General features: G+C 51.1%; 17 protein-coding genes. 15 read left to right on the forward strand and 2 right to left on the reverse strand.

Annotated elements, in window-relative coordinates; genetic code table 11:
- Window positions 1–97: 97 nt before the first annotated feature.
- Both N0M98_RS12605 and N0M98_RS12610 read right to left on the reverse strand, forming a co-directional pair.
- Window positions 98–2,860 carry a right-handed parallel beta-helix repeat-containing protein gene (locus tag N0M98_RS12605; RefSeq protein ID WP_249861280.1) on the reverse strand — a complete coding sequence of 921 codons (2,763 nt, stop codon included), beginning with the start codon at window positions 2,858–2,860 and terminating at the stop codon, window positions 98–100.
- A gap of 44 nt (window positions 2,861–2,904) precedes the next feature.
- Window positions 2,905–3,759: a fibronectin type III domain-containing protein gene (locus tag N0M98_RS12610; RefSeq protein ID WP_249861281.1), complete on the reverse strand. Its 855-nt coding sequence runs from the start codon at window positions 3,757–3,759 to the stop codon at window positions 2,905–2,907.
- Window positions 3,760–4,294: 535 nt separating this feature from the next.
- On the opposite strand from N0M98_RS12610, the gene N0M98_RS12615 reads away from it, so the two are divergent.
- The 15 genes from N0M98_RS12615 (at window position 4,295) to N0M98_RS12685 (ending at window position 20,679) form a co-directional block, all read left to right on the forward strand.
- Window positions 4,295–5,056 (forward strand): YveK family protein, encoded by a 762-nt coding sequence (locus N0M98_RS12615; protein WP_259618081.1) that lies wholly within the window; start codon window positions 4,295–4,297, stop codon window positions 5,054–5,056.
- Entirely contained in the window at window positions 5,037–5,696 is a 660-nt protein-coding gene (locus N0M98_RS12620; protein WP_259618082.1) for a CpsD/CapB family tyrosine-protein kinase, read from the forward strand. Before N0M98_RS12615 ends, N0M98_RS12620 begins: the two co-directional genes overlap by 20 nt.
- A gap of 73 nt (window positions 5,697–5,769) precedes the next feature.
- Entirely contained in the window at window positions 5,770–7,077 is a 1,308-nt protein-coding gene (locus N0M98_RS12625; protein WP_249861284.1) for an efflux RND transporter periplasmic adaptor subunit, read from the forward strand.
- 17 nt (window positions 7,078–7,094) lie between these two features.
- Complete coding sequence (locus N0M98_RS12630; protein ID WP_259618083.1) at window positions 7,095–8,804, forward strand: hypothetical protein; 1,710 nt, start codon at window positions 7,095–7,097, stop codon at window positions 8,802–8,804.
- Between the two features lie 192 nt (window positions 8,805–8,996).
- The gene (locus N0M98_RS12635; protein ID WP_259618084.1) at window positions 8,997–10,937 is read left to right on the forward strand and encodes an asparagine synthase-related protein; all 1,941 of its coding nucleotides are present in this window, start codon (window positions 8,997–8,999) and stop codon (window positions 10,935–10,937) included.
- Window positions 10,938–10,954: 17 nt separating this feature from the next.
- Window positions 10,955–11,095 (forward strand): paeninodin family lasso peptide, encoded by a 141-nt coding sequence (locus N0M98_RS12640; RefSeq protein ID WP_249861287.1) that lies wholly within the window; start codon window positions 10,955–10,957, stop codon window positions 11,093–11,095.
- A gap of 102 nt (window positions 11,096–11,197) precedes the next feature.
- On the forward strand, window positions 11,198–12,127 hold the full coding sequence (locus N0M98_RS12645; protein WP_259618085.1) for a phosphoenolpyruvate carboxykinase (ATP): 930 nt from the start codon (window positions 11,198–11,200) through the stop codon (window positions 12,125–12,127).
- 3 nt (window positions 12,128–12,130) lie between these two features.
- A complete protein-coding gene (locus tag N0M98_RS12650) occupies window positions 12,131–12,421 on the forward strand; it encodes a lasso peptide biosynthesis PqqD family chaperone (protein ID WP_249861289.1) in 291 nt (96 codons plus the stop codon).
- The gene (locus tag N0M98_RS12655; protein WP_259618086.1) at window positions 12,412–12,876 is read left to right on the forward strand and encodes a lasso peptide biosynthesis B2 protein; all 465 of its coding nucleotides are present in this window, start codon (window positions 12,412–12,414) and stop codon (window positions 12,874–12,876) included. Before N0M98_RS12650 ends, N0M98_RS12655 begins: the two co-directional genes overlap by 10 nt.
- Before the next feature lie 11 nt (window positions 12,877–12,887).
- On the forward strand, window positions 12,888–14,078 hold the full coding sequence (locus N0M98_RS12660) for a nucleotidyltransferase domain-containing protein (RefSeq protein ID WP_375295481.1): 1,191 nt from the start codon (window positions 12,888–12,890) through the stop codon (window positions 14,076–14,078).
- Window positions 14,075–15,907 carry an ABC transporter ATP-binding protein gene (locus N0M98_RS12665; protein WP_259618087.1) on the forward strand — a complete coding sequence of 611 codons (1,833 nt, stop codon included), beginning with the start codon at window positions 14,075–14,077 and terminating at the stop codon, window positions 15,905–15,907. The genes N0M98_RS12660 and N0M98_RS12665 overlap by 4 nt, the downstream gene beginning before the upstream one ends.
- Before the next feature lie 20 nt (window positions 15,908–15,927).
- Window positions 15,928–16,968, forward strand: a complete 1,041-nt coding sequence (locus N0M98_RS12670; RefSeq protein ID WP_259618088.1) for a glycosyltransferase family 2 protein — start codon at window positions 15,928–15,930, stop codon at window positions 16,966–16,968.
- 47 nt (window positions 16,969–17,015) lie between these two features.
- Window positions 17,016–18,182: a polysaccharide pyruvyl transferase family protein gene (locus N0M98_RS12675; RefSeq protein WP_259618089.1), complete on the forward strand. Its 1,167-nt coding sequence runs from the start codon at window positions 17,016–17,018 to the stop codon at window positions 18,180–18,182.
- Window positions 18,183–18,190: 8 nt separating this feature from the next.
- Window positions 18,191–19,384: a glycosyltransferase gene (locus tag N0M98_RS12680; RefSeq protein ID WP_249861295.1), complete on the forward strand. Its 1,194-nt coding sequence runs from the start codon at window positions 18,191–18,193 to the stop codon at window positions 19,382–19,384.
- Window positions 19,385–19,434: 50 nt separating this feature from the next.
- The gene (locus N0M98_RS12685) at window positions 19,435–20,679 is read left to right on the forward strand and encodes a glycosyltransferase (RefSeq protein ID WP_249861296.1); all 1,245 of its coding nucleotides are present in this window, start codon (window positions 19,435–19,437) and stop codon (window positions 20,677–20,679) included.
- Window positions 20,680–20,688 lie beyond the last annotated feature (9 nt).

Consider the following 20,688-nt stretch of genomic DNA (forward strand, 5'->3'; position numbering starts at 1 on the left):
AAAAGTTCGTTATAAAGAATATACCTCATAATGAACATTTTGAGAACGAAAAATTTGCCGCTTAAGAAAATATAGCGATTCCTATTCGATAAGCGCTTTACGTGCCGATAAGTCCAAACGGTTTAAATACGGCCAGCAATCCGATTTCTTTCCACATCATATCGTTATCCGTGATCGTGCCGCCCGAGGCGGTTGGAAATGCAGGGACCGCGGAGCCGGACGTTCCGTTATTTTGGGCTTCATACACATGCCCTGCCGCAACAATTCGGCTTCCTTTCGAATAAGCCTTGCCCGCCGACCATGACAAATTGCTCGCATATCCGGCCGTCGTGCAAATCCAACCCACATATCCGCCCGGAGCGGGGGAGGCGTTATAGATGATTTGGCCCAGAGCGTATTTACCGCTCACCGGCACGGCGTTCATCCGATTATCGGTCAAGCCCGAGTTGATATCGAGATTGCCCAGCAGGCGGACGGCGGCGCTCGCATCCATCGTTACGTTGTTGAACAAGCATTCGGCAATCGTCATCGCCCCATCGTATGTGAGCCAGTGGAGATTGATCGCCGTATTTTCCATATAGCTCTTTGTAATGGCCGCTGTGTTTGGACTGTCCGGTTTATAAATTTTGGCGTTAAGGAAGGTGCCATTGCTCAAATTAGCGGCCCCGAAATTGACCTGTACGCCTTGGAATAGCGCGCCGTCAAGGTTAACCTTGGAATAAACGTTATTGGTGCCGAGCGTAATGTCTCCGCCCATAGCGCCTGTCTTGGCTCGCATCGCTTTGAGATTGCTGATGTGGCTGCTTTGCAAATTTCCCGTGCCTTCAATAATGGTGAGTCCGTCGATTGTGTTGGGTCTTCCGACATAGTTATCCGGCGGCTTAATGGAGACGTCGCAGTTTTTGACCGTAATGTTTTTTAACGCAGCGCCGGCAACAAGGGGGATAAACCCCGTGCTTCCGTCGTAGTTGTTATTGTCTCTCCAGTCCTTTTCTACCGTTATATTGGAAATGTAACAGCGACCGTAGTTGTAACGGGATATGTTAAAGCCGCTTGTTCCTGCGTCCGTAATGGTAACTGGCTTTCCTCCCTTGGTCTCCGATACTTGAAAGCTAATGCTGGTTACATTGACCGTATAGTACAATTTATCGACGCTGATGCCTGAGGGCACCTTACCGAACCATTGCTCGAAGCTGATTTGGGCTCCGTTGCCCATGCCGTGAGGAGTGTTGTAGGTAAATGTACCCGTTGTGACGTCGACCGCAGCCGGCATGCCGAAGTAGCCGTATATGCTGGAGCCGTAGAACAGCCCGTCTTTAATCTGGCAGTTGTCGACAAAAGCCCCCTGGACATTGGACAAATTCAAATGTGCTTTGTTCAGCACAGCTCCGTTCACGAAATTATTGCCGGATACGGTGAGAGAGCCGCCGATAAACGTGTTGTTGATATATTTGACATACCACTGGTTTTGGTAAGAGCTGACGCCTCCGACTGTATAGCCTTCGAACGTATTGTTCTGCAGCGTAATGTAAGTACCGTCAGCATTGACGAAATGGCCGCGTGCGTTGTGATGAATATAATTATTGTATATATAAATTCGGTAGTTCGTTTCGAGCCCGGAAGTTTGGTTCAGATAGATGCTTTTGAACGGAATATTGCTTTCTCCGACCATCGATTCGATATCGATCCCGAACATCGGAGGTATGCCGTTACGAAAGTCGCTGGTCGTCCCGTCGTCGGCATAGCCGATATGATGGATCGTATTGTTCATGACGTAGACGTCGTTAGGTCCGCACAGGGACATTCCCTGTCTGCGGCAATGATGGATCGTGCAGTCGTGAATATAAATATGCTGCCCTATCTGTTCCTGGCTATATTGGGACGGATCGTCGTAATAGACCCCGATGCCCGTCAAAATGCCGTCGCCGGTGCAATTGGCAATCTCGACGCCGCTTACTTCCACATAGTTAGAACTCAGAATACCGATACCTAAGCCGCTTTCATGCGTGTAGTAGGAGTTATCGATTTTGGCGCTGATTTGTGCAATCTGCTCGTCGGTTAACGGGGAAGAGGAAATATCGATAACGAACACCATCTTGTTCGCGTTATCGATCGTATCGAACCACCCCCGCCCGGTCGGCGCGGCAGGCGCGAATCCGCCGTTATTGCGGAGATTGACGAACGTATCCTTGGACACCGTATCTTTGTATTGATAAAAGCTGTACGAGGTTGCGGCGATGCCGTCAATCGACCATAAACGGAAGTTGGACAGAAGTCCCGGATTGGCATAACGATCAATCACTTCGCTGCGAATGAAATTCGGATCGTCGTTCAGCGAGCCGTCCGCATTGACGCCGCCGCGCGTAAATTTGACAAAGATTTCGAACCAATGGTTCTGCTTGTCGCCGATCAGCGTTCCGCCGGAAATTTTGGCGTGCCGGACTCCTTTGACTTCAATTATGCGGTAGCTTGGCGAGGAATTGGCCTGCAGCTGCAGAACGCAATCTGCGTGCAGCTCCAGATGCATGCCGCCCGGCATGGAGATGGCGGTTCCATTCGAATCGATCTGCACGCTGTATGTCCCTCCGGGCAGCAGGACATGATTGTATCCTTTCTCCTTAGCCCACGCTAATGCATCGTTAATTCCTTTGGTCGTAGCTTCGGGTTCGGTCCCGTCATTGCGAATGCCCCAAGACTCCGCCTGGATGAGATAAGAAACAGGGGAGCCCATGCCTGCTTGCAACTGCCCGAGCAGCGTTTTCAGATTCGTGTTCGGGTCGACATACACGGCATCGGACACCGTAATCGGATATATATATTCGTTGTCGTCGGTTTTTAATTTTTTCAGCTTGCCCTGCATAGGTTGCACCTCCTAAATTAAAAATGGATTGCGCAAGCGGCGCGCTAATTGCTCACCCATGTGCCTCCTTGCAGCTTGGCCGTCTGATTGTTGCCGCTTCGATCCGGAACGTCCGGCCCGGTGAACGGTTTGGTGAAATCATAGTAAGCAATCACATGTCCATTCAACAAAAATTGCACGCTATACAGCAGCCCTTTCATGGGAATGGCTCCGAGCTGGTTGGAGAATAGAGCGACGGGGGCCTTTCCGGGAGAAACAAGAGATAGAACAACCACGGTGCGCTGTCCGCTCGGGAGCACGGTGGTTGTACCGACCAAGCTTGTTTTATCTATTCCGTCGACCATCACGGATTTCCAGCCGGACTGCAGGAAATCCCGGCCCGAGCTGTCTCTGCCGAAGGTCGTTAGCGCAATGCCTCTGGAAGCGTCGAGGTAGGCGGAATAACCTCCCGCTTTCGGAGATGCGTTCATATCCATAATGACGGTATCGAACGACAGCGGTGAAGTCAGAATATATTCGTTGACGCCGTTCATTGACAAGGCGTAGGTTTGCGCCAAAGTTGTAACCATAACGCTGACACCGCTGGAACTAAGACCGTCTTGACTTTTGGCTCTAACCGTGAAGGTATATGCGGTTTGCGGGCTTAGGCCGTCTACCGTATACGTCGTGGCGGCTGTTGTCCCTACCGGGGCCGAGCCGTTGTAAATGTCATAAGCCGCGATAGTCGGCGATGTGCTCGCTGTCCAGGATAAAGTAACCCGGGTAGCTCGTACATCCGCTACGATCAGCTGAGTCACTTCGTTCGGAGGAACGGTGTTGATGACGGTAACGCCTTCTCCTCCCGCCCAATCTTCGTAATAAACGGAATTGTCTGCTGGACTGTCATTTTCACCAGCCATGGACATCACCTCTTTATTTAATGTCGTAAAACCGGAGACAGAATCACAGAGGATAGGGGGATGCAAAATGCTGCCCCCTAAGCTAGCGGCCCAACCGCCGTTAGGCGATGCTTCAAGGAAGATCGCAAACCTCCCCCTAGTCGATAGAGTGTTTATTGCCATAAAGGAAAATATAAGTTATCGGGGGTCCCGCCAAGAATCAATTCAAATAGAACCGGACACGCAGGTTCATGCATCGTGGAAAGGCAACGAATATAAGCTGTTCTCAAAGTATAATATGTCCCAAAAATTGGAATTGTGAATGGGCATTTCATTCATCATTGTATGCTAAAGAGAACGAAGGCAGCGTTCGACGGTAAGTTTCAAGACGGTGTTTTTAATTCTGTGAAATTTGATACAAAATGGATCAAACCCTAGGAAAACGCTGTTGACATGATACAAAAAGTGTCATAAAGTAGTATCTATAGCCAATGATACAAAAGGTATCAATGAAGCCGGGAGTTAGCTGAAAGAATACTTCCTACGGAGGAGAAGCATGGAAATTAATTTAAAAGAGTATATCATGATGATAAAAAAGCGGCTGTGGATTGTCGTACTATTCGTACTTGCCTCCACGATGTTGACCGCCTTCTACAGCACCGTCAACTATCAGCCCGTCTATATGGCCGCAACCAAATTGATCGTTAACAAAACGAGCGAAAAGGACATGACGGGCAAGGAGCAAATCGATTATGCGGCGATCGGCGTCAATATTGCTCTCATCAATACATATAAGGAAATTATTAAAACCCCCGCCATTATGGATAAAGTCGTGCAGCGCTATCCCGACCTGAACTTGTCCGCAGAACAACTCATCGCTATGACCAACGTATCCGATTTGCATGAAACCCAGGTTATGACGATCGTTGCCCAGAGCGGCTCCTATGAAAAAGCGGTCAAAATTGCCAATGCCGTCTCCGATGTGTTCCAGACGGAAATTCCCAAAATTATGAAGGTCGATAACGTAACGATATTAAATCGGGCCAAGATGCAAGACAACCCCGTCCCCATTAACAAAAAATCGAACCAATACATCGTATTAAGCTTCGCTGCCTCGCTGGTCATTTCTATCGGAATCATCTTTTTATTAGAAGCTTTGGACGATACGGTCAAGACGGAGGATGATGTGCGCGAAATGTTCGGAGCGTCGACTCTGGCTCTGATTCCCAAATTGAAGGATAAAGAGATAAATGCGGGCAAACGAAGCAAGTCCCGAAGGAAGGTAGGTGAGGTTGCACATGCCAAAACCATCCAATAGCGAGATTATGATGGAGCAAAATCCAAGTTCGGCCGCCTCGGAAGCATACCGTTCGTTACGGTTCAATGTCGAGGCATCGGCCTTCGATGACGGAATCAAGACCGTGACGATCACTTCCGCCGCAAGAGGCGAGGGCAAATCGACGACGGCGCTCAATCTGGCTTTCGCTTACGCTCAGATCGGCAAGAAGGTCGTGCTGGTCGATGCGGATATGCGCCAGCCTTCCCTGCACCGCACATTGGGCGAGGAGGGGAGCAGGGGGTTGTCGGGTTATTTATCCGCCTATTGTTCCATGAATGAGATTGTGCAGGAGACTCATGTCAAGAACTTGTCCGTCATCACGGCAGGCGCCGTTCCGCCGAGTCCCGCCGATCTGCTCGCATCCCAGGAGATGGTCCTGCTGCTGGAAGCGCTGAAGAGAAACTACGATATGGTATTTATCGATACGCCTCCGGTACTTTCCTTAACGGACGCGAAAATTATGGCTTCGCAATGCGACGGCGTGCTGCTGGTCGTGGAATACGGCAAAGTGAAACGAAATGTAGCGAAGAAGGTGAAGGAAGAACTGGCACTAGCCAAAGCAAAGCTGCTCGGGATCGTCATGAACAAAATTAGCGGCCAGGCTGCGGAAGCGTACTGAGTGCGGAAGCTCTCCGCTATGCCGGCAATGATCGTGAAAAAACAGTGAATCTCGGAAGAAAGAGGGACTTATAGTGAGAAGAAAAAGACATAGGCTGGTCCGCCGGAGGGTCAAAACGGTTGCCGTGCTGGCTCTCAGCTTCGCCATCATTGCCGGCTGCTCGGAGACGATCCCGCTTGAGCACAACGCAGCCGGCGCCGGCAGCGGTCAGGAGCAGTCGCAATCGCAGCAGCCGCTGAAGAACGTCAAGGTTATGAAGGTCGCCAAGCAAAAAATCGGAGATCCGCTTGTTCATGCCGGCGATGTGCAGTCTTCAGTACAGTACGACATTGCGGCCAAAGCGAGCGGAGACGTAGAGGCTATTCTGAAAGCCCGCGGAGATATGGTTCAAGAAGGAGAAGTCATTATCAGGCTTAATTCCACGGACGCCCAGTTTCAGAAGGAAAAGGCGGCCCTTGCCGTTCAGACGGTTCAAGACGCCATTGCGAAGGCCAAGGAACGGGCGAAGAAAGACATGGATAACCAGAAGCGGGAGCTTGCCAACTCCATTCAAAAGAGCGAGCAAAATTTGGTCGATCTGACCAAAACGTATAACAAGACCAAAAACGATTACGAGGTCGGGCTGGCTACGAAGCTGCAGGTGTACCAAATGGAGGTTCAGCTCCGCAACGCCCGCATGGATTTGGAGCAGCTGAAGCAGAAGTCGGATATGCTTGAGCCTATCGATGCGACTTCCGAATTGGAAACTCAGCTGAAAGGGGCTCAAATGACGCAGCTTCAGGTAGAGCAATCGATGAGTTACTTGGAGGTTAAGGCGCCGGCGAGCGGGATACTGACCGAGATGCCGCTCGAAACGGGGATGTCGCTGCAGCAAGGAGCCAAAATCGGCGTTATTCAGAAGCTGGACCCGATCAAGATCAAGGCCCAACTGAAGGAAGAGGAATATAAGTATGTCACGGGAAAATCCGAGCTGACCTATTATTTGCAGGGGGCGGCGCAGAAAAATAAAGGGAAAATCAGCTTCTTGGCCAAGGTAATCGATCCGGATACGAAAGCGTACGAAATCAATGTCGATGTACCGAACCAAAATATGGAGTTAAAGCCCGGAATGAAGGTATGGCTGCAATTGACGGAGGATCAGGATCAGATCGTCGTGGCGGTACCTACTTACAGCATCGTCAAGGAAGGCGACGACAACTATGTTTTCGTGCTGAATGGGGATACGGTCGAGAAGCGCAAAGTGCAGCTGGGCCGGCTCAACGATTCTATCCAGGAGATTACCTCCGGAGTGAATGAGGGCGAGCAAGTTGTCGTTGAAGGCATGAATCAGCTGAATGATAAGGAAAAAGTCAAGTCCGCTGCTGTGGAACAGCAAAAATAAAATTGGAGTGAACCGAATTGATAACGAAGTGGAAACGAATCTTGGTAGTATTCGCCTTGTTGGTCTCCTTGCTGATCCCTCCGATGCCTCCTCTCGCAACGGCTCAAGAGGGGGCGCCTGCACCTGCGGATTATTATGTGACGGAAACGGTGAAAGCATCGGTAAAAAATATTCTTAACGAGCAGGCGCCCGAAGGGGTGAGAATCGCCGCCGTCGTCAGACTGTATAACGAAGGCTCCCGTCTGACCCGGGTGCCGGATTATGAAGTGCGGGCAAAGACGGACGGTGGAATCGAGTATACGCTTCGGCCGAGCGCGGCCAACGCTATTGCGATACAGCCCAAGGAAACCGTCGAGCTGACTTACATGATTGTCGTCGACCGGGAGGACGCCTTCTCGGTATCACAAATCTCGTGGGTTGACGTGGATGAATTCGTCTCTCCGAGAAAAGAAACGACGATGCTGTCGATTCCCGTATCCTCGATTGAATGGAGAGGGGATCTCGGAGCATTCAGCGATCCGTCGGCTAATAAGCAGTGGGGTGAAGCCTTCACGATCGCCGAGCTGTCGCCGGTTATCGAATATAAGCCGATCAGTCTGATAGAGCAGAATACGCCCCAGGGACCGAAAAGCATTCTCACGCTGCTTGCTGAGAACAAAGGCGATAAGAAGAAAACGATCCCGGATTTCTTGATCAACGGCAAAGCCGAACAAAAAGTATTTACCGGCAAGAGGCTGGAGCAGGATGTGGTAGCTCTTGAACCGAACGAGCAGAAATATATTCATTACGCCATCCCCGCAGGAAAGAAGGAGGAAATGAAGAGTCTCACCGTTCTGACGCCGGAAAGCTTCGCGGTTGACGATAAGACGAAGATCGATTATTCCATCGGCCGGTTCAGCATCGCGCTTCCGGACGGCAATGCCGCCGCCGCTTCGGTTGAGCAGTCCGAACCTTATGAAATGAATCAATGGATTCGTTTCGATCCGTTAAACCGCGTCATTCAGCCCGAAATCGGCGTTGCGCTGGTAGATTTGCACATTCATGACAGCGTAGGCGGTGGCTTTAAGGCGGCAGTCGCCAAGTTCAAGCTGCAAAACCGCAGCGATCGCCCTATGCCCGTCCCCAAATTCCAGGCGCAGTTAGTCAGCGCGGCGGGCAACCAATATACGGGAAACCGGCAAACTACCGTAGTGGAGACATTAGCCCCGAATATCAGCTACGTCATCTATTATACGTTCGTGCTTCCCACGACGGAGAAAGGCGAACGGCTGACGATGGAAATTTTGGATGGTGACAGCGTTGCCCCCTATAATATCCCTATCGCCAGACTGAAGACGAAGGCTCAATCCGATCAAAGCGATGGAGATATCCAGTTTTACCCGTTCACGGTCAAATTCAACAGCTGGAAAGAAGAGGTGTTCTATGGCTCGGCGAAGTCCAGTCTGCCTTATTCTTACAAGCTGGCCTTGGATTTGGACGTGAAGCTGCAAGATCAATCCGTCGTCGATCAGAGCTTCCCCAAATTAAAGGTCGAGCTCGTAGACGCAAGCGGCAATGTCATAGGCGCAAAGGCGCTTCCTTTCACCGGAGACAACCGCGTAGCCAGCGGCATACAAACGTTCAGCATGGATTCGACGCTGTTCGAATTTTCCAATACGCTGCGCGTGTATGAAACGGTCGACACGCCTTTCGGAGAAGCGGATCGGCTCGTTGCGACGCTCCAATAAAGATTCCTTTAGAATGGCTGCGGAAGCGCAAGAAACCGATTGACAGCTTTCGATGAAGATGCTATTCTGAGATCGTTCTTAATAAAGAACAATATTTGTTCGTTATGGATAATTTGAAATAACTAATTCATTATAACGAACTTCGCTCGGGCAGCGGAAGCCTGGAATCATGTCGGATTACGGAGGAACAGGATGAGCGCCATCGCTGGAATTTATCATTTAGACAACGAGCCGGTACTTGCCGAGCATGGCCGGACGATGATGCGAGAGCTGGAGAAATATCCTGCCGATGCGATCCGTACATGGAACAGCGGGGCGGTATTCCTGGGCTGCCATGTCCAGCACATTACCCCGGAAGCCGTTTATGAGCAGCTGCCCTACTATGACGCCGACAGGCAGATTGTCATTGCGGCGGATGCGATATTGGATAACCGGCCGGAGCTAGTTCGCTTGCTGGAAGTGGATTATGAGCGCAGGCGCAAAATTACCGACAGCGAGCTGATCCTGCTTGCTTACGAGAGGTGGGGGCAGGAGGCTCCGCAGCATTTGATCGGCGACTTCGCCTTTATGCTGTGGGATGCAAAAGCGCGTCAGCTCTTCGGGGCGAGAGATTTCTCCGGCTCGCGCACGCTGTACTACTGCCGCAGCGGCATGCGTTTCGCCTTCTGCACCGTGATCGGGCCGCTTCTGTCGCTCCCGCGCATGAAAGCGGAACTGAATGAAAGCTGGCTGGCGGAATATCTCGCCATATCGGGCATGATTGATGTTGTCGACACGGCGGCAACCGTCTATAAGGATATCGAGCAGCTGCCGCCTGCCCACAGCATCACGGTGACGTCATCCGGAGCGAGGCTCAGCCGTTACTGCACCTTGACTCCCGGGAAGCCGCTGCGGCTGAAATCGGACGGAGAATACGTCGAGGCGTTTCAATCCGTGTTCGGCGAGGCCGTAACGAGCCGTTTACGCACGCATCGTCAGGTAGGGGCCCAACTGAGCGGGGGATTGGATTCCGGCTCCATCGCCGGGTTTGCCGCAGGAGCGCTGCGCAAGGAGAACAAACCGCTGCATACGTTCAGCTATGTTCCTTCCGGCGACTTTCATGACTATACTTCCAAGCGGTATATGGCGAACGAGCGTCCGTTCATTGAAGCGACGGTCCGGCATGTCGGCAATATCCGAGACCATTATCTGGATTTCGAAGGGAGAAATTCCTTTCTGGAGGTGGAAGACTTCCTCGATTTGATGGAGATGCCCTACAAATTTTTCGAAAATTCCTTTTGGCTTAAAGGGATCTTCGAGAAAGCCCGCGACGAGCAGGTTGGGGTGCTGCTGAACGGCGGCCGGGGCAATCTGTCTATCTCCTGGGGATCGGCTAACGAGTACTACGCTATTCTTCTCAAAAGGCTGAAATGGGTCAAATTGTTCAAGGAACTGGACCAATACAGCACTAAAACCGGAGGAAGCCGCTACCGCCGACTGCCTCTCATAGCCCGAACGGCCTTCCCGTTTATCGATAGGATGGTCCCTCAGGCTGATGCTTACCCGTTCCCGCCGCTCATTCATCCGGAATTCGCCCGAAGGACCGGAGTATTTAAAAAGCTGCAGCGCTTCGGGATCGACGAATCCGGCTGGTACGGCGGTATAGATGCTTACGAGATGAGAAAAAGACATTTTGAAGAGCTGTTTCATTGGAATGCGAGCAATACGCTGGCCGCGAAGCTTTCGCTGCGCTACGGCTTATGGAAGAGAGATCCGACGAACGATCTGCGTGTGATTCGCTTTTGCCTGTCGGTTCCGGAGGAGCAGTATGTGCAAGGCGGGATGGACCGGGCGCTGATCCGAAGGGCGACGGAGCACGTGCTGCCCGATCAGGTCAGGCTGAATCAGAAGGTCCGGGGGGTACAGGGTGCGGATTGGGTTCACCGTATGATTCCGCATTGGAACGCATTTAGGGAAGAGCTTCATCGGCTCTGCGCCGACGAGAGGATGCGGCAAATATTAAACGTTCCTGCAATAGAGAAGGCGCTGCACAAGCTGCGGGAAGGGGTTCGTCCCGAACATGCGATCGACCCGGATTATAAAGTCCTCATGCGCAGCTTGATCGTCTACCGGTTTATAAGCCGATTAACATGAAGGGAGGTGAATAAAGCATGGTGAAAAAAGAGTGGCAGCAGCCTAAATTGGAAGTGCTGGATGTGAAGCAGACGATGGCTTCGACTCATAACGGGCCTCTTACCGATGAAGCTTACATACCGGGCAGAAACTCTGATGATCCTCGCTTCACTAGCTAATGCCTTATTTATAGCTTCAGCACTAAGGGCCCTTATACATCACCGAGAGTATAGGGGCTCTTCTCTTAGCTTAACCAACCGAACGTATTTGGAGTGAGTACCATGATTCAGACGGAAAATAAGGTCGTATACAAAGCTTTTGACTTATCCATCGCAAGCGGCATGGAATTGCCGGAATTGCCCGTGATTCATCGCAGTACCGGGCGGGCCGATGTGGAAATCATAGTCGACCCTGCTGCGCGGTTCGGAGCCGGGCTCGAAAGCCGCCCTTATTACCATGACGTGCGGAACGGAGAAGTGACGTTCCATGTTCCCGGCAATGCGAATTACTCGATTCGGGAAGGAAGGGTCATTACGGTAGCGCCTCTGCCGTCGGCCGATGAAGGTCTGACACGGCTGTACGTGCTCGGAACCTGCATGGGCGCGCTGCTAATGCAAAGAAGAAAGTATCCGCTGCACGGAAGCGCCGTTGCTATCGGGGGCAAAGCCTATGCCATCGTAGGGGAATCGGGAGCGGGCAAATCGACCTTGGCTTCCGCCTTTATCCAGGCCGGCTATACGCTGGTAAGCGACGATCTGATCTCCGTATCGCTGTCTCCCGTGGACGAAACGGCTGTCGTAACACCGTCGTTTCCGCAGCAAAAGCTGTGGCGGGAAAGTCTTGAGCAGTTCGGCATGGAAACCGGTACATACCGGTCGATCTACGGCAGGGAGACCAAGTACAGCGTGCCCGTCGCGACGCATTATTGCGCTCAGCCTTTGCCGCTCGGCGGCGTTATCGAACTGGTCAAAACGGAGGAGCCGGAGGTTTCCATCCATCCAATCTCCAAGCTGGACCGGCTTCAGACGCTTTTCCGGCATACGTTCCGCCATTTTCTAATCCCCCGTTTGGGCCTGATGGAATGGCATTTCCAAACTTCGGCCGCGATAGCGGGGCAGGCAGCTATGTTCCAGTTGAGAAGACCTGCCGGCGGTTTTACCGCTCCTCAGTTAGTATCGCTGCTTTTAGAGAATTTGCGTATGGAGGAATAGAGCATGATTCCAAATCAGAGTATTGCTTTAACCGATCGTTTTGTGCAAGGAGCGGGAAATATCGTCAGCGACATGGACGGGGAGAAAGTGATGCTGAGCATTCATAACAGCAAGTATTACAACTTGGGCGAAGTCGGAGGCGACATCTGGGAGCAGCTGGCGCAGCCGGCCGAGGTAGAGCGTATCGTAGATTCGCTCATGCGGCAATATGAAGTGGAGCGGGACGATTGCGAGCATCAGGTCGTATCGTTTCTGCAGCATTTGCTGGAGGAAGGATTAATTCAGTGGGCGTAATACGCAAAGCTAGAAATTGGCTTTCTTTAGATTGGAAAACAATGCTTGCTTTTATCGAAGCTTATGTATATTTAGGCTGGGCGCGCTTTCTCGTGTCACGGCCGTTTGCCGAAATAACGCCTTCGCTCGGCGAGGCGATGGAAGAGACTCCCGAGACGAGGCTTTCGGAACAAGAAGGACGGTTAAGGGTCGTTTACGACGCGGTTCAGATTATGAGCCGGCATACGTTCTGGGAGAGCAAATGCCTCGTCAGGGCGATCGCCGCTTTGAAGATGCTGGAGAGGCGCCGTATCGAGAGCACGCTGTATCTGGGAACGGCCAAGGATGAAGCGGGCAAGCTGATCGCCCATGCCTGGCTGCGCAGCGGCCCTTACTATATTACAGGAGCGGAAGAAATGGGGCGGTTCCGGGTAGTCGGGAAATTCGCCAAACGGATAAGCGATAAAGGAAAATGAAGGTGAATACAATGAGTACTGATTTTCGTTTGGATACGGCGTCTTTCCCCGAGGAGCTGAACCTCATGCTTGCCCTGCTGGGCGGGGAAGCGGGCGATAAGCTGCAAGCGGCCGGGATCGACTGGGACTTGTTTCTGCAGCTGGCAAGACATCACCGGGTCTATCCTTCCCTGTACCATAAGCTGCAGCAGGCCGGAATAAGCGCGATTCCCGCGCATGTGATGCAGGCGCTGCGCGCCGATTATCAGCAAAACATATTCCGGATGCTGCAGCTGAGCGGGGAAATGGAGCAAATCTGCAGAACGCTCGGCGAAGCGAACATTCGCACGCTAGTATTGAAGGGACCCGTTCTGGCGGCCGATCTATACGGCGATCTGTCGCTTCGCACATGCGGGGACCTCGATCTGCTCGTTCCGATTGACGATCTGGATCGGGCGGAGCAGCTGCTCGTCCGGCTCGGTTATATCAAAGACGAGTACATCCAAACCGTACTTAGCGACTGGAAGTGGAGACATCATCATATCACCTTCTTTCACAGGCAAATAGGAATCAAGATTGAGCTTCATTGGCGGCTCGGCCCTGGCCCCGGAACCGAACCCGGCTTCCATTCCTTATGGCAAAGAAAGAGACTCAGCGCGATTACCCGGCATCCCGTTTACTATTTAGGGAGAGAGGATTTATTCCTGTTTCTGGTCTCCCACGGCGCGCGCCACGGGTGGTCCCGCCTGCGGTGGCTGACGGATATCCATCAGCTGTGCCTGCAGCCGCTGGATGATAACAAGCTGCGCGGGCTGCTGGTCAAGTATCGGTATTCGCATATTGCGGCGCAGGCATGGATCTTATCCTCGCAGCTGCTGCATACGCCGCTAAACGAATCTTGCCGCCGATGGTCGAAGGGACGGCGAGCGCGGAGCCTCGCACAAGGAGCGCTCTATTATGTCGGGCAAATGATCAACTTGCACTCCGAGCCTTTGCCGGAAGACGTATCCCGTTATCATAAACGCCATCTGTTCTCGCTTATGTCCTGTCAGACCAAACTGCTGTTCATGATGAGCTTCTTGTATCCGTACCCGCAAGACGCGGAGACGCTGACGCTGCCCAAAGCTTTGCATTTTCTTTATTTCCCTCTGCGTCCTTTTTTATGGGCTTGGAGAAAAACAAAGAAAGTACGCCTTATCGTAGCGAGGAGCGGAATAAAATGAAGCAGATGCTGTACTTTGCCCGTAAAATGCATGCCTACGCCGGCAATATTTTATTTGTCAATTTGCTCGGGATGATGTTTGTCAGCTTTCTCGACGGAATAGGCATGTTCCTGCTGATTCCGCTGCTGAGCCTAATCGGCATCCTCCAGATCAACGCCGGAAGTATCCCTTGGGCGAGCAGCCTGGACTGGTTGAAGGAGCTGCCGGGCCCGCTCAGCCTGCTCGTCGTGCTGGGGATTTATGCCGCGCTCGTGATCGGGCAGGCCTTAATCCAGCGCAATTTAAGCCTCAGAGATATTCGAATCCACACCGGGTTTATCAACCACGTCCGGATGGAAACGTATCGTTCTTTGTTGCAGGCCGACTGGGACTTCTTTATTAAACGGAGAAAGTCGGATTTTATCCATGCGATGACCGATGAGCTTGGACGGGTGACGAACGGCACATACGTATTTTTACAGTTTGTGGCATCGTTGGTGTTTACCCTCATCCAGATCGCCATCGCCTTTTGGCTGTCGGCCAAACTGACCCTGTTCGTGATAGGCTGCGGCCTGCTGCTCGCATTTTTCTCCCGCGTGCTGATCCGGAGATCGAGAACGCTCGGCGGCCAAACGTCGGAGCTGGCCAGAAGCTATATTGCCGGAATTACGGACCATTTTAACGGAATTAAAGATATTAAGAGCAATATGCTGGAGGAATCCCGCAACCGTTGGCTTGCAGAGTGGTGCGAACGAATCGGCGTGGAGAGGTACGAACACGCCAAGCTGCGTTCCGACTCTCAGCTGTACTATAAGGCGGCCTCCGCACTGATCATAGTAGCGTTCGTTTATTTATCGATCTATCTGTTTCATACGCAGGGGGGGCAATTGCTGCTCATCATGATGATCTTCTCGCGGCTGTGGCCGCGCTTCACCGGCATCCAGTCCAATCTGGAGCAGATCGCTTCGGCCCTTCCCGCGTTTGCTTCGCTGCTGCAGCTTCAAGAGCAGTGCCGGGCGTCGAGAGAAATCCGGGACGGCGAGCTTGCGCCGGAGGACGTCGCGCCGCTTGCCGTGGAACGCGGCCTGGAATGCCGCGGCGTCAGCTTCCGCTATAACCGGCAGGAGCCGGTACATGCATTGGAGCAGATCGATCTGCACATTCCGGCTATGCGGATGACGGCGGTGATCGGACGGTCGGGCGCAGGGAAAAGCACCTTGATCGATATGCTGATGGGGCTGCTGCGGCCCGAAGAAGGGCAAGTGCTGGTTGACGGGATTCCCTTAAGCGGCCGTCTTCTGCAGCGTCTCAGGAAGGCCGTCGGCTACGTGCCGCAGGACCCGCTGCTGTTCGGCGGCAGCATCAGAGAGAACCTGCTTCTGATCGATCCTGAAGCGTCGGAACGCCAGCTCTGGGAGGCGCTGGAATTCGCGGCTGCGGACGAATTCGTCAGGCGGCTGCCCCAAGGGCTGGATACGCTGATCGGAGACCGGGGAGTGCGGCTGTCGGGAGGGGAACGCCAGCGGCTTGTGCTTGCGAGAGCGATCCTGCGCCGCCCTTCGATTCTCGTGCTGGATGAAGCGACCAGCGCGCTGGACGCCGAGAACGAAGCTCTGATTCAGGAGGCGCTGGAGAGGCTCAAGGGCAAGATGACGATCGTCGTTATCGCGCATCGCCTGTCGACCATTCGCAACGCCGACCAAGTTATCGTGCTCGATCAGGGCAAGATCGTTCAGCAGGGCGGCTTCACGCAGCTGTCCAAGGAGCGGGGCAAGCTGTTCGCGCATTTGCTGCGCAATCAGATGATGCCGGAAGCTAGGAATAACGACTGGGAGCAACTGACTGTCTAGTTGGAGAATGGAGGGAAGGAATGGAGACGAAGGTCAGCGTGATTATACCCGTTTATAATGCTGAGCGTTACTTGGCCGAATGCATCGAATCCCTAATGAAGCAGTCGCTTCAGGAATGCGAGTTTCTGTTTATTAACGACGGCTCTACCGATCAGAGCGTAAGCGTGATCGAGAATTACGCTCGGCAGGATAGGAGAATCAAGCTCGTCCGGCAGGATAACCAAGGTGTTAGTGCTGCACGCAACACGGGTCTGCGGGCTGCGTCCGGCGAATATGTCGGGTTTGTTGATGCGGATGATTATATCGAACCCGATATGATGGCCGTTCTATACAAAGCGGCCAAACAGTACGCAAGCGATGTTGTAATTTCAAACTTTGAAACAGAGATCGAGGGACACTGGGTACAGACCCGATTTCCCTTTCTCACAAACCGGCTGCTTGACCGGGAGTTTGTCAGAAGGGAAATACTTCCTTATTTTTTAAGATCCGATCAATTAAACTCTGTGTGGAACAAACTGTATAGGAACGAACTTATACAGGATTGCGGCGCTGCTTTTCCGGATAAGGTAGCGCTTGGGGAAGACGGAATTTTTAATATGCGGGTATTTTGTCATGCTTCCAGCGCCGTATATCTCGATTACTGCGGCTATCATTACCGAGAGGTAGATGGCAGCGCGACAAGAGATATCATCGGCAAGGATTACTTCCAGCGTGCTTTGGAAGTTTATCTCACGGATGTCCCCGAGATGAAAGCTATTCCACTGGGCAGGGAAGAAATCCGTAAGCTGAAAGCGGCTCGGCTTATCCATAGTGTCATGTCGTATGTTTACCTTTATTTCCAAGCTGCGCAAAAAGTGAGTTTTAAGGCCAGGTTCGCTTATGTCAGCCGGATGATAGCGAATCCGCATGTGCAAGAAGCGCTGGCTTTTTACGCCGATGAAAAAGCCGGGAAATTGGGACGCTACGACCGGTGGCTGTTGGAGGCAATACGCGGGAGATCGGCGATAAGTCTCTACTGCATCACGTCTTATAGCAAATTGAGAAGCGCGGCGAATAAATAGAGTGATATCGTGAATGATCTGGCTAATTAACGGGAGGAATAAGGAAAATGAAGATTATGATGTTTGCTCATGGCGGAAGCTTGAACAGAGGCTGCGAGGCCATAGTGAGGTCCTCAACAAGTCTGATTAAAGAGCGAATCCGCGATGCGAAAGTATACTTGGCGTCCGGCAAGCCCGAGACCGATCAGATCATCACCAAATTGGACGGCATTTATGACGGATCTGCCCAAGGCATCCGTAAATATTCCTATGACTGGTTTGTTTCCGCCGTTAAAATGAAGCTGTTTCAGGATGAAACGTATGCGCTCGGGAAAATTCACGATAACATTGTTAGACATATTCCCGGCATGGATGTCTGTTTATCGATTGGCGGAGACAATTACTGCTACGGGGAACAACCGGGGTGGTATGAGATTAACCGGAGAGTCAAAGCATCGGGGAAAAAATTGGTGTTATGGGGCTGCTCAATCGGTGAGGAGGATATGTCGGAAAAGAAACTTGAGGATTTAAAGCGATTCGACCTTATCTTGGCTCGGGAGACGCTGACCTATAATATGCTGGTTCAGAAAGGGCTGACTAACGTTCAATTATGCGCCGATCCGGCTTTTACGATGGAGAAAGAAGAGCTGGAACTGCCGTCGGGTTGGCAGGATGGCAATACGGTCGGTCTAAACTTTAGTCCGCTTGTATGGAAACGCAACGTTCAATCTCAGCAAGCAGTGCGGGAGCTGATTAGCCATATACTGACCACGACCGATATGACCATCGCGCTGACTCCGCATGTAATGGAGGGGGGCAATAACGATTATGAGATGCTTCGGCAGTATTATGAGGAATTCCGAGCTACAGACCGAGTGATTTTGCTGCCGGGAGATTTAAATGCCGTTCAGTATAAGGGCTATATTTCGAGAATGAGATTTTTTGTCGGCGCAAGAACTCATGCTACTATAGCGGCTTATTCCAATTTCGTTCCAACGATGGTATTGGGATACAGCATCAAATCCAAGGGGATTTCCAAAGATATTTTCGGTGAGGAAAAGCTGGTGCTCGGAATTAAGGAAATATCAGACGGTGTCCTTCTTAAAGCAAAATTCGACGAGATGATCCGGGAAGAGCGAGAATTGAGGCAGCGGCTGCAAACATCGATTCCGCACATAAAAAAAATGTCTTATAAAGCCGTTGAACATCTTGGCAAGCTGGTTCAGAGCCGTTGAGGTGGAGTATGAAAAAAAATCTGCTATTTATTATGCCGAGCCTAATGTCCGGCGGCGGGGAAAAAAGCCTGGTAACTCTGCTGAATCAAATTGATTTCCAACAATACAATGTCGATTTGTTTCTGTTGGATCATAACGGCCTGTTTATGGAACTGATCCCGGAGAAGGTTGAGCTGCTGCCTTTAACGGGAGTGTATCATGAGTTCAGGCTGCCTATGCTTAAGGCGTTCCGGAAGCTGTTGCGGCAAGGGTATATTGCACTTGCGTTTCATCGAATAGCATTTACTTTGAGTAATAGAGGCAAGCGCAACATATCACAAAGAGAACAGTACAGCTGGAGGCACATGGCTTCATTTTTAGACCGGCTGCCTAAAACTTATGATGCGGCTATAGGGTTTATGGAGAAAACATCCATCTACTTTTGCGTCGATAAAGTGAATGCGCATCAAAAAATAGGGTGGGTTCATACGGATTATGATCAAATGGGAATGGATTCGCGGTTCGATCACCATTATTACAAGCAACTGGACCGTATCGTAACGGTGTCGGAAGAGTGTGCCAACGTATTAAAAAGACGATTTCCCGATCAACAACATAAGGTGGAGGTAATATATAATATCGTATCTCCCGAATCTATCATCTCTCTGGCCAACCAATCGAAAACGGATGTATATCAAAAAAACAAAGATGAAACGATCATCGTCTCCGTGGGAAGGCTTCACGACCAGAAAGGCTTCGATATGGCCATTGAGTCATGCAGGAAACTGGTTGACCGGGGATATCGCATTAAATGGAATATTATAGGGGAGGGGGAAGAGAGAGGACGACTGGAGCATTTAATTCAAGAATACGATTTATGCGATTACGTTCGATTGCTGGGTTTAAGGTCGAATCCTTATCCCTATATTAAGCAGGCTGATATTTACGCGCAAACTTCCAAGTTTGAAGGCAAGTCCATTGCGATCGACGAGGCCAAAATACTAAACAAACCTATTCTGGTTACTAATTTCAGTACGGCTAGGGATCAGATCAGCGACGGCGTCGATGGGCTCATTGTAGACATGAACGCGGAGGCGATAGCGGAAGGTATTGAAATACTCATTAACGATAAGCAGTTAAGAACGAGATTAATCTATAACTTATCCCGAACGGCGTTAGGCACCGAGGGAGAGATAGAAAAGTTTTATCAATTGTTGACTTAGTACGGAAGCGATCTGCTCCGATTTCTATCATCAAGTTGCAGGAGGAAACGATGAAGCAGAAGATATTGTTTGTCATGAACAATTTGCAATGCGGAGGCGCGGAAAAAGCGCTGATTTCGCTGCTCGAGACGATCGATTACTCCTTGTATGAGGTCGATCTGTATTTGCTCAGGCACTCGGGAATTTTTATGAGCAAAATACCGGCAGCGGTGAAGCTACTGGGAGAACCGCAAGAATATCAGTATTACGATATGCCGATTCGCAAAGCGGTGCTCAACTGCTTAAAACGGGGCAGGATTAACATTGCTTCATTCAGACTGCGGGCGGGTGTTATCTATAAAACGGAAAAAAACAGCGTTCGATGTGAGCAGAGAGTGTGGAAGTATCTGTCGAAATCGTTGAAAAGCATAGATCAGGTCTACGATATTGCCATAGGCTACCTGGAAAAAAATCCGATTTATTTCTGTATTGACAAAGTGAAGGCACGTAAAAAAATCGGCTTTATTCACAATGATTATGACCGCTTGGGCATGGACCCTTCCTATGATAAGACCTACTTCGATAAGCTCGATCATCTAGTTACGGTGTCCGGGGAATGCGGCACTATTTTGAAGAAGCGGTTTCCGAAGTATGCGCACAAGGTAGAAGTCATGCATAATATCGTATCGCCGGCAGCGATTCGAAATTTGGCTATGGAAGATGCGGACTGGAACGCCGCAAACACGATACCCGATTCGCCCGTCGGGCAAACGCCGCCAATCAAGAAGGATTCCGCGATAAAGCTGGTTTCCATCGGCCGACTAAATTATCAGAAGGGCTTTGAAATGGCCGTACAAACCTGCAAGGAGCTTGTAGAAGGAGGATATCCTGTACAATGGTATGTCATTGGGGAAGGAGAGGAGCGGAAAACACTTGAGCGAATGATTAGCGAAAATGGGCTTCAAGACCGGTTTCACCTGCTTGGAGTGAAGGAAAATCCGTATCCTTATATCAGAGAGGCCGATATTTACGTGCAGCCTTCCAGATTTGAGGGGAAATCCATCGCGATAGACGAAGCCAAAATTTTGCATAAGCCAATTGTTGTCACCAATTTCAGTACGGCAAAGGATCAGATCACCGACAGACATAACGGATTGATCGTAGAGATGGATGCCCGGTCCATCGCTCAAGGAATCAAGGCGCTATTGGAAGATGCTTCGTTGCGACGGCAATTGTCGGTTAATTTAGAGAAGGAGCCGCTTGGCACCGAAACGGAAATCGAAAAGCTGTATGCGTTATTTGACTCAAAAAAATAAGCAAGGTAG

The sequence above is a fragment of the Paenibacillus doosanensis genome, assembly GCF_025060755.1.
GTDB classification, from domain to species: Bacteria; Bacillota; Bacilli; order Paenibacillales; family NBRC-103111; genus Paenibacillus_S; species Paenibacillus_S doosanensis.

What these genes read in the sequence shown, in the direction of transcription:
- N0M98_RS12610 (WP_249861281.1), bottom strand. Translation starts at nt 3,759, where the DNA reads ATGGCTGGTGAAAATGACAGTCCAGCAGACAATTCCGTTTATTACGAA.
- N0M98_RS12665 (WP_259618087.1), top strand. Translation starts at nt 14,075, where the DNA reads ATGAAGCAGATGCTGTACTTTGCCCGTAAAATGCATGCCTACGCCGGC.
- N0M98_RS12615 (WP_259618081.1), top strand. Translation starts at nt 4,295, where the DNA reads ATGGAAATTAATTTAAAAGAGTATATCATGATGATAAAAAAGCGGCTG.
- N0M98_RS12680 (WP_249861295.1), top strand. Translation starts at nt 18,191, where the DNA reads ATGAAAAAAAATCTGCTATTTATTATGCCGAGCCTAATGTCCGGCGGC.
- N0M98_RS12660 (WP_375295481.1), top strand. Translation starts at nt 12,888, where the DNA reads ATGAGTACTGATTTTCGTTTGGATACGGCGTCTTTCCCCGAGGAGCTG.
- N0M98_RS12670 (WP_259618088.1), top strand. Translation starts at nt 15,928, where the DNA reads ATGGAGACGAAGGTCAGCGTGATTATACCCGTTTATAATGCTGAGCGT.
- N0M98_RS12605 (WP_249861280.1), bottom strand. Translation starts at nt 2,860, where the DNA reads ATGCAGGGCAAGCTGAAAAAATTAAAAACCGACGACAACGAATATATA.
- N0M98_RS12620 (WP_259618082.1), top strand. Translation starts at nt 5,037, where the DNA reads ATGCCAAAACCATCCAATAGCGAGATTATGATGGAGCAAAATCCAAGT.
- N0M98_RS12650 (WP_249861289.1), top strand. Translation starts at nt 12,131, where the DNA reads ATGATTCCAAATCAGAGTATTGCTTTAACCGATCGTTTTGTGCAAGGA.
- N0M98_RS12640 (WP_249861287.1), top strand. Translation starts at nt 10,955, where the DNA reads ATGGTGAAAAAAGAGTGGCAGCAGCCTAAATTGGAAGTGCTGGATGTG.
- N0M98_RS12645 (WP_259618085.1), top strand. Translation starts at nt 11,198, where the DNA reads ATGATTCAGACGGAAAATAAGGTCGTATACAAAGCTTTTGACTTATCC.
- N0M98_RS12685 (WP_249861296.1), top strand. Translation starts at nt 19,435, where the DNA reads ATGAAGCAGAAGATATTGTTTGTCATGAACAATTTGCAATGCGGAGGC.
- N0M98_RS12635 (WP_259618084.1), top strand. Translation starts at nt 8,997, where the DNA reads ATGAGCGCCATCGCTGGAATTTATCATTTAGACAACGAGCCGGTACTT.
- N0M98_RS12675 (WP_259618089.1), top strand. Translation starts at nt 17,016, where the DNA reads ATGAAGATTATGATGTTTGCTCATGGCGGAAGCTTGAACAGAGGCTGC.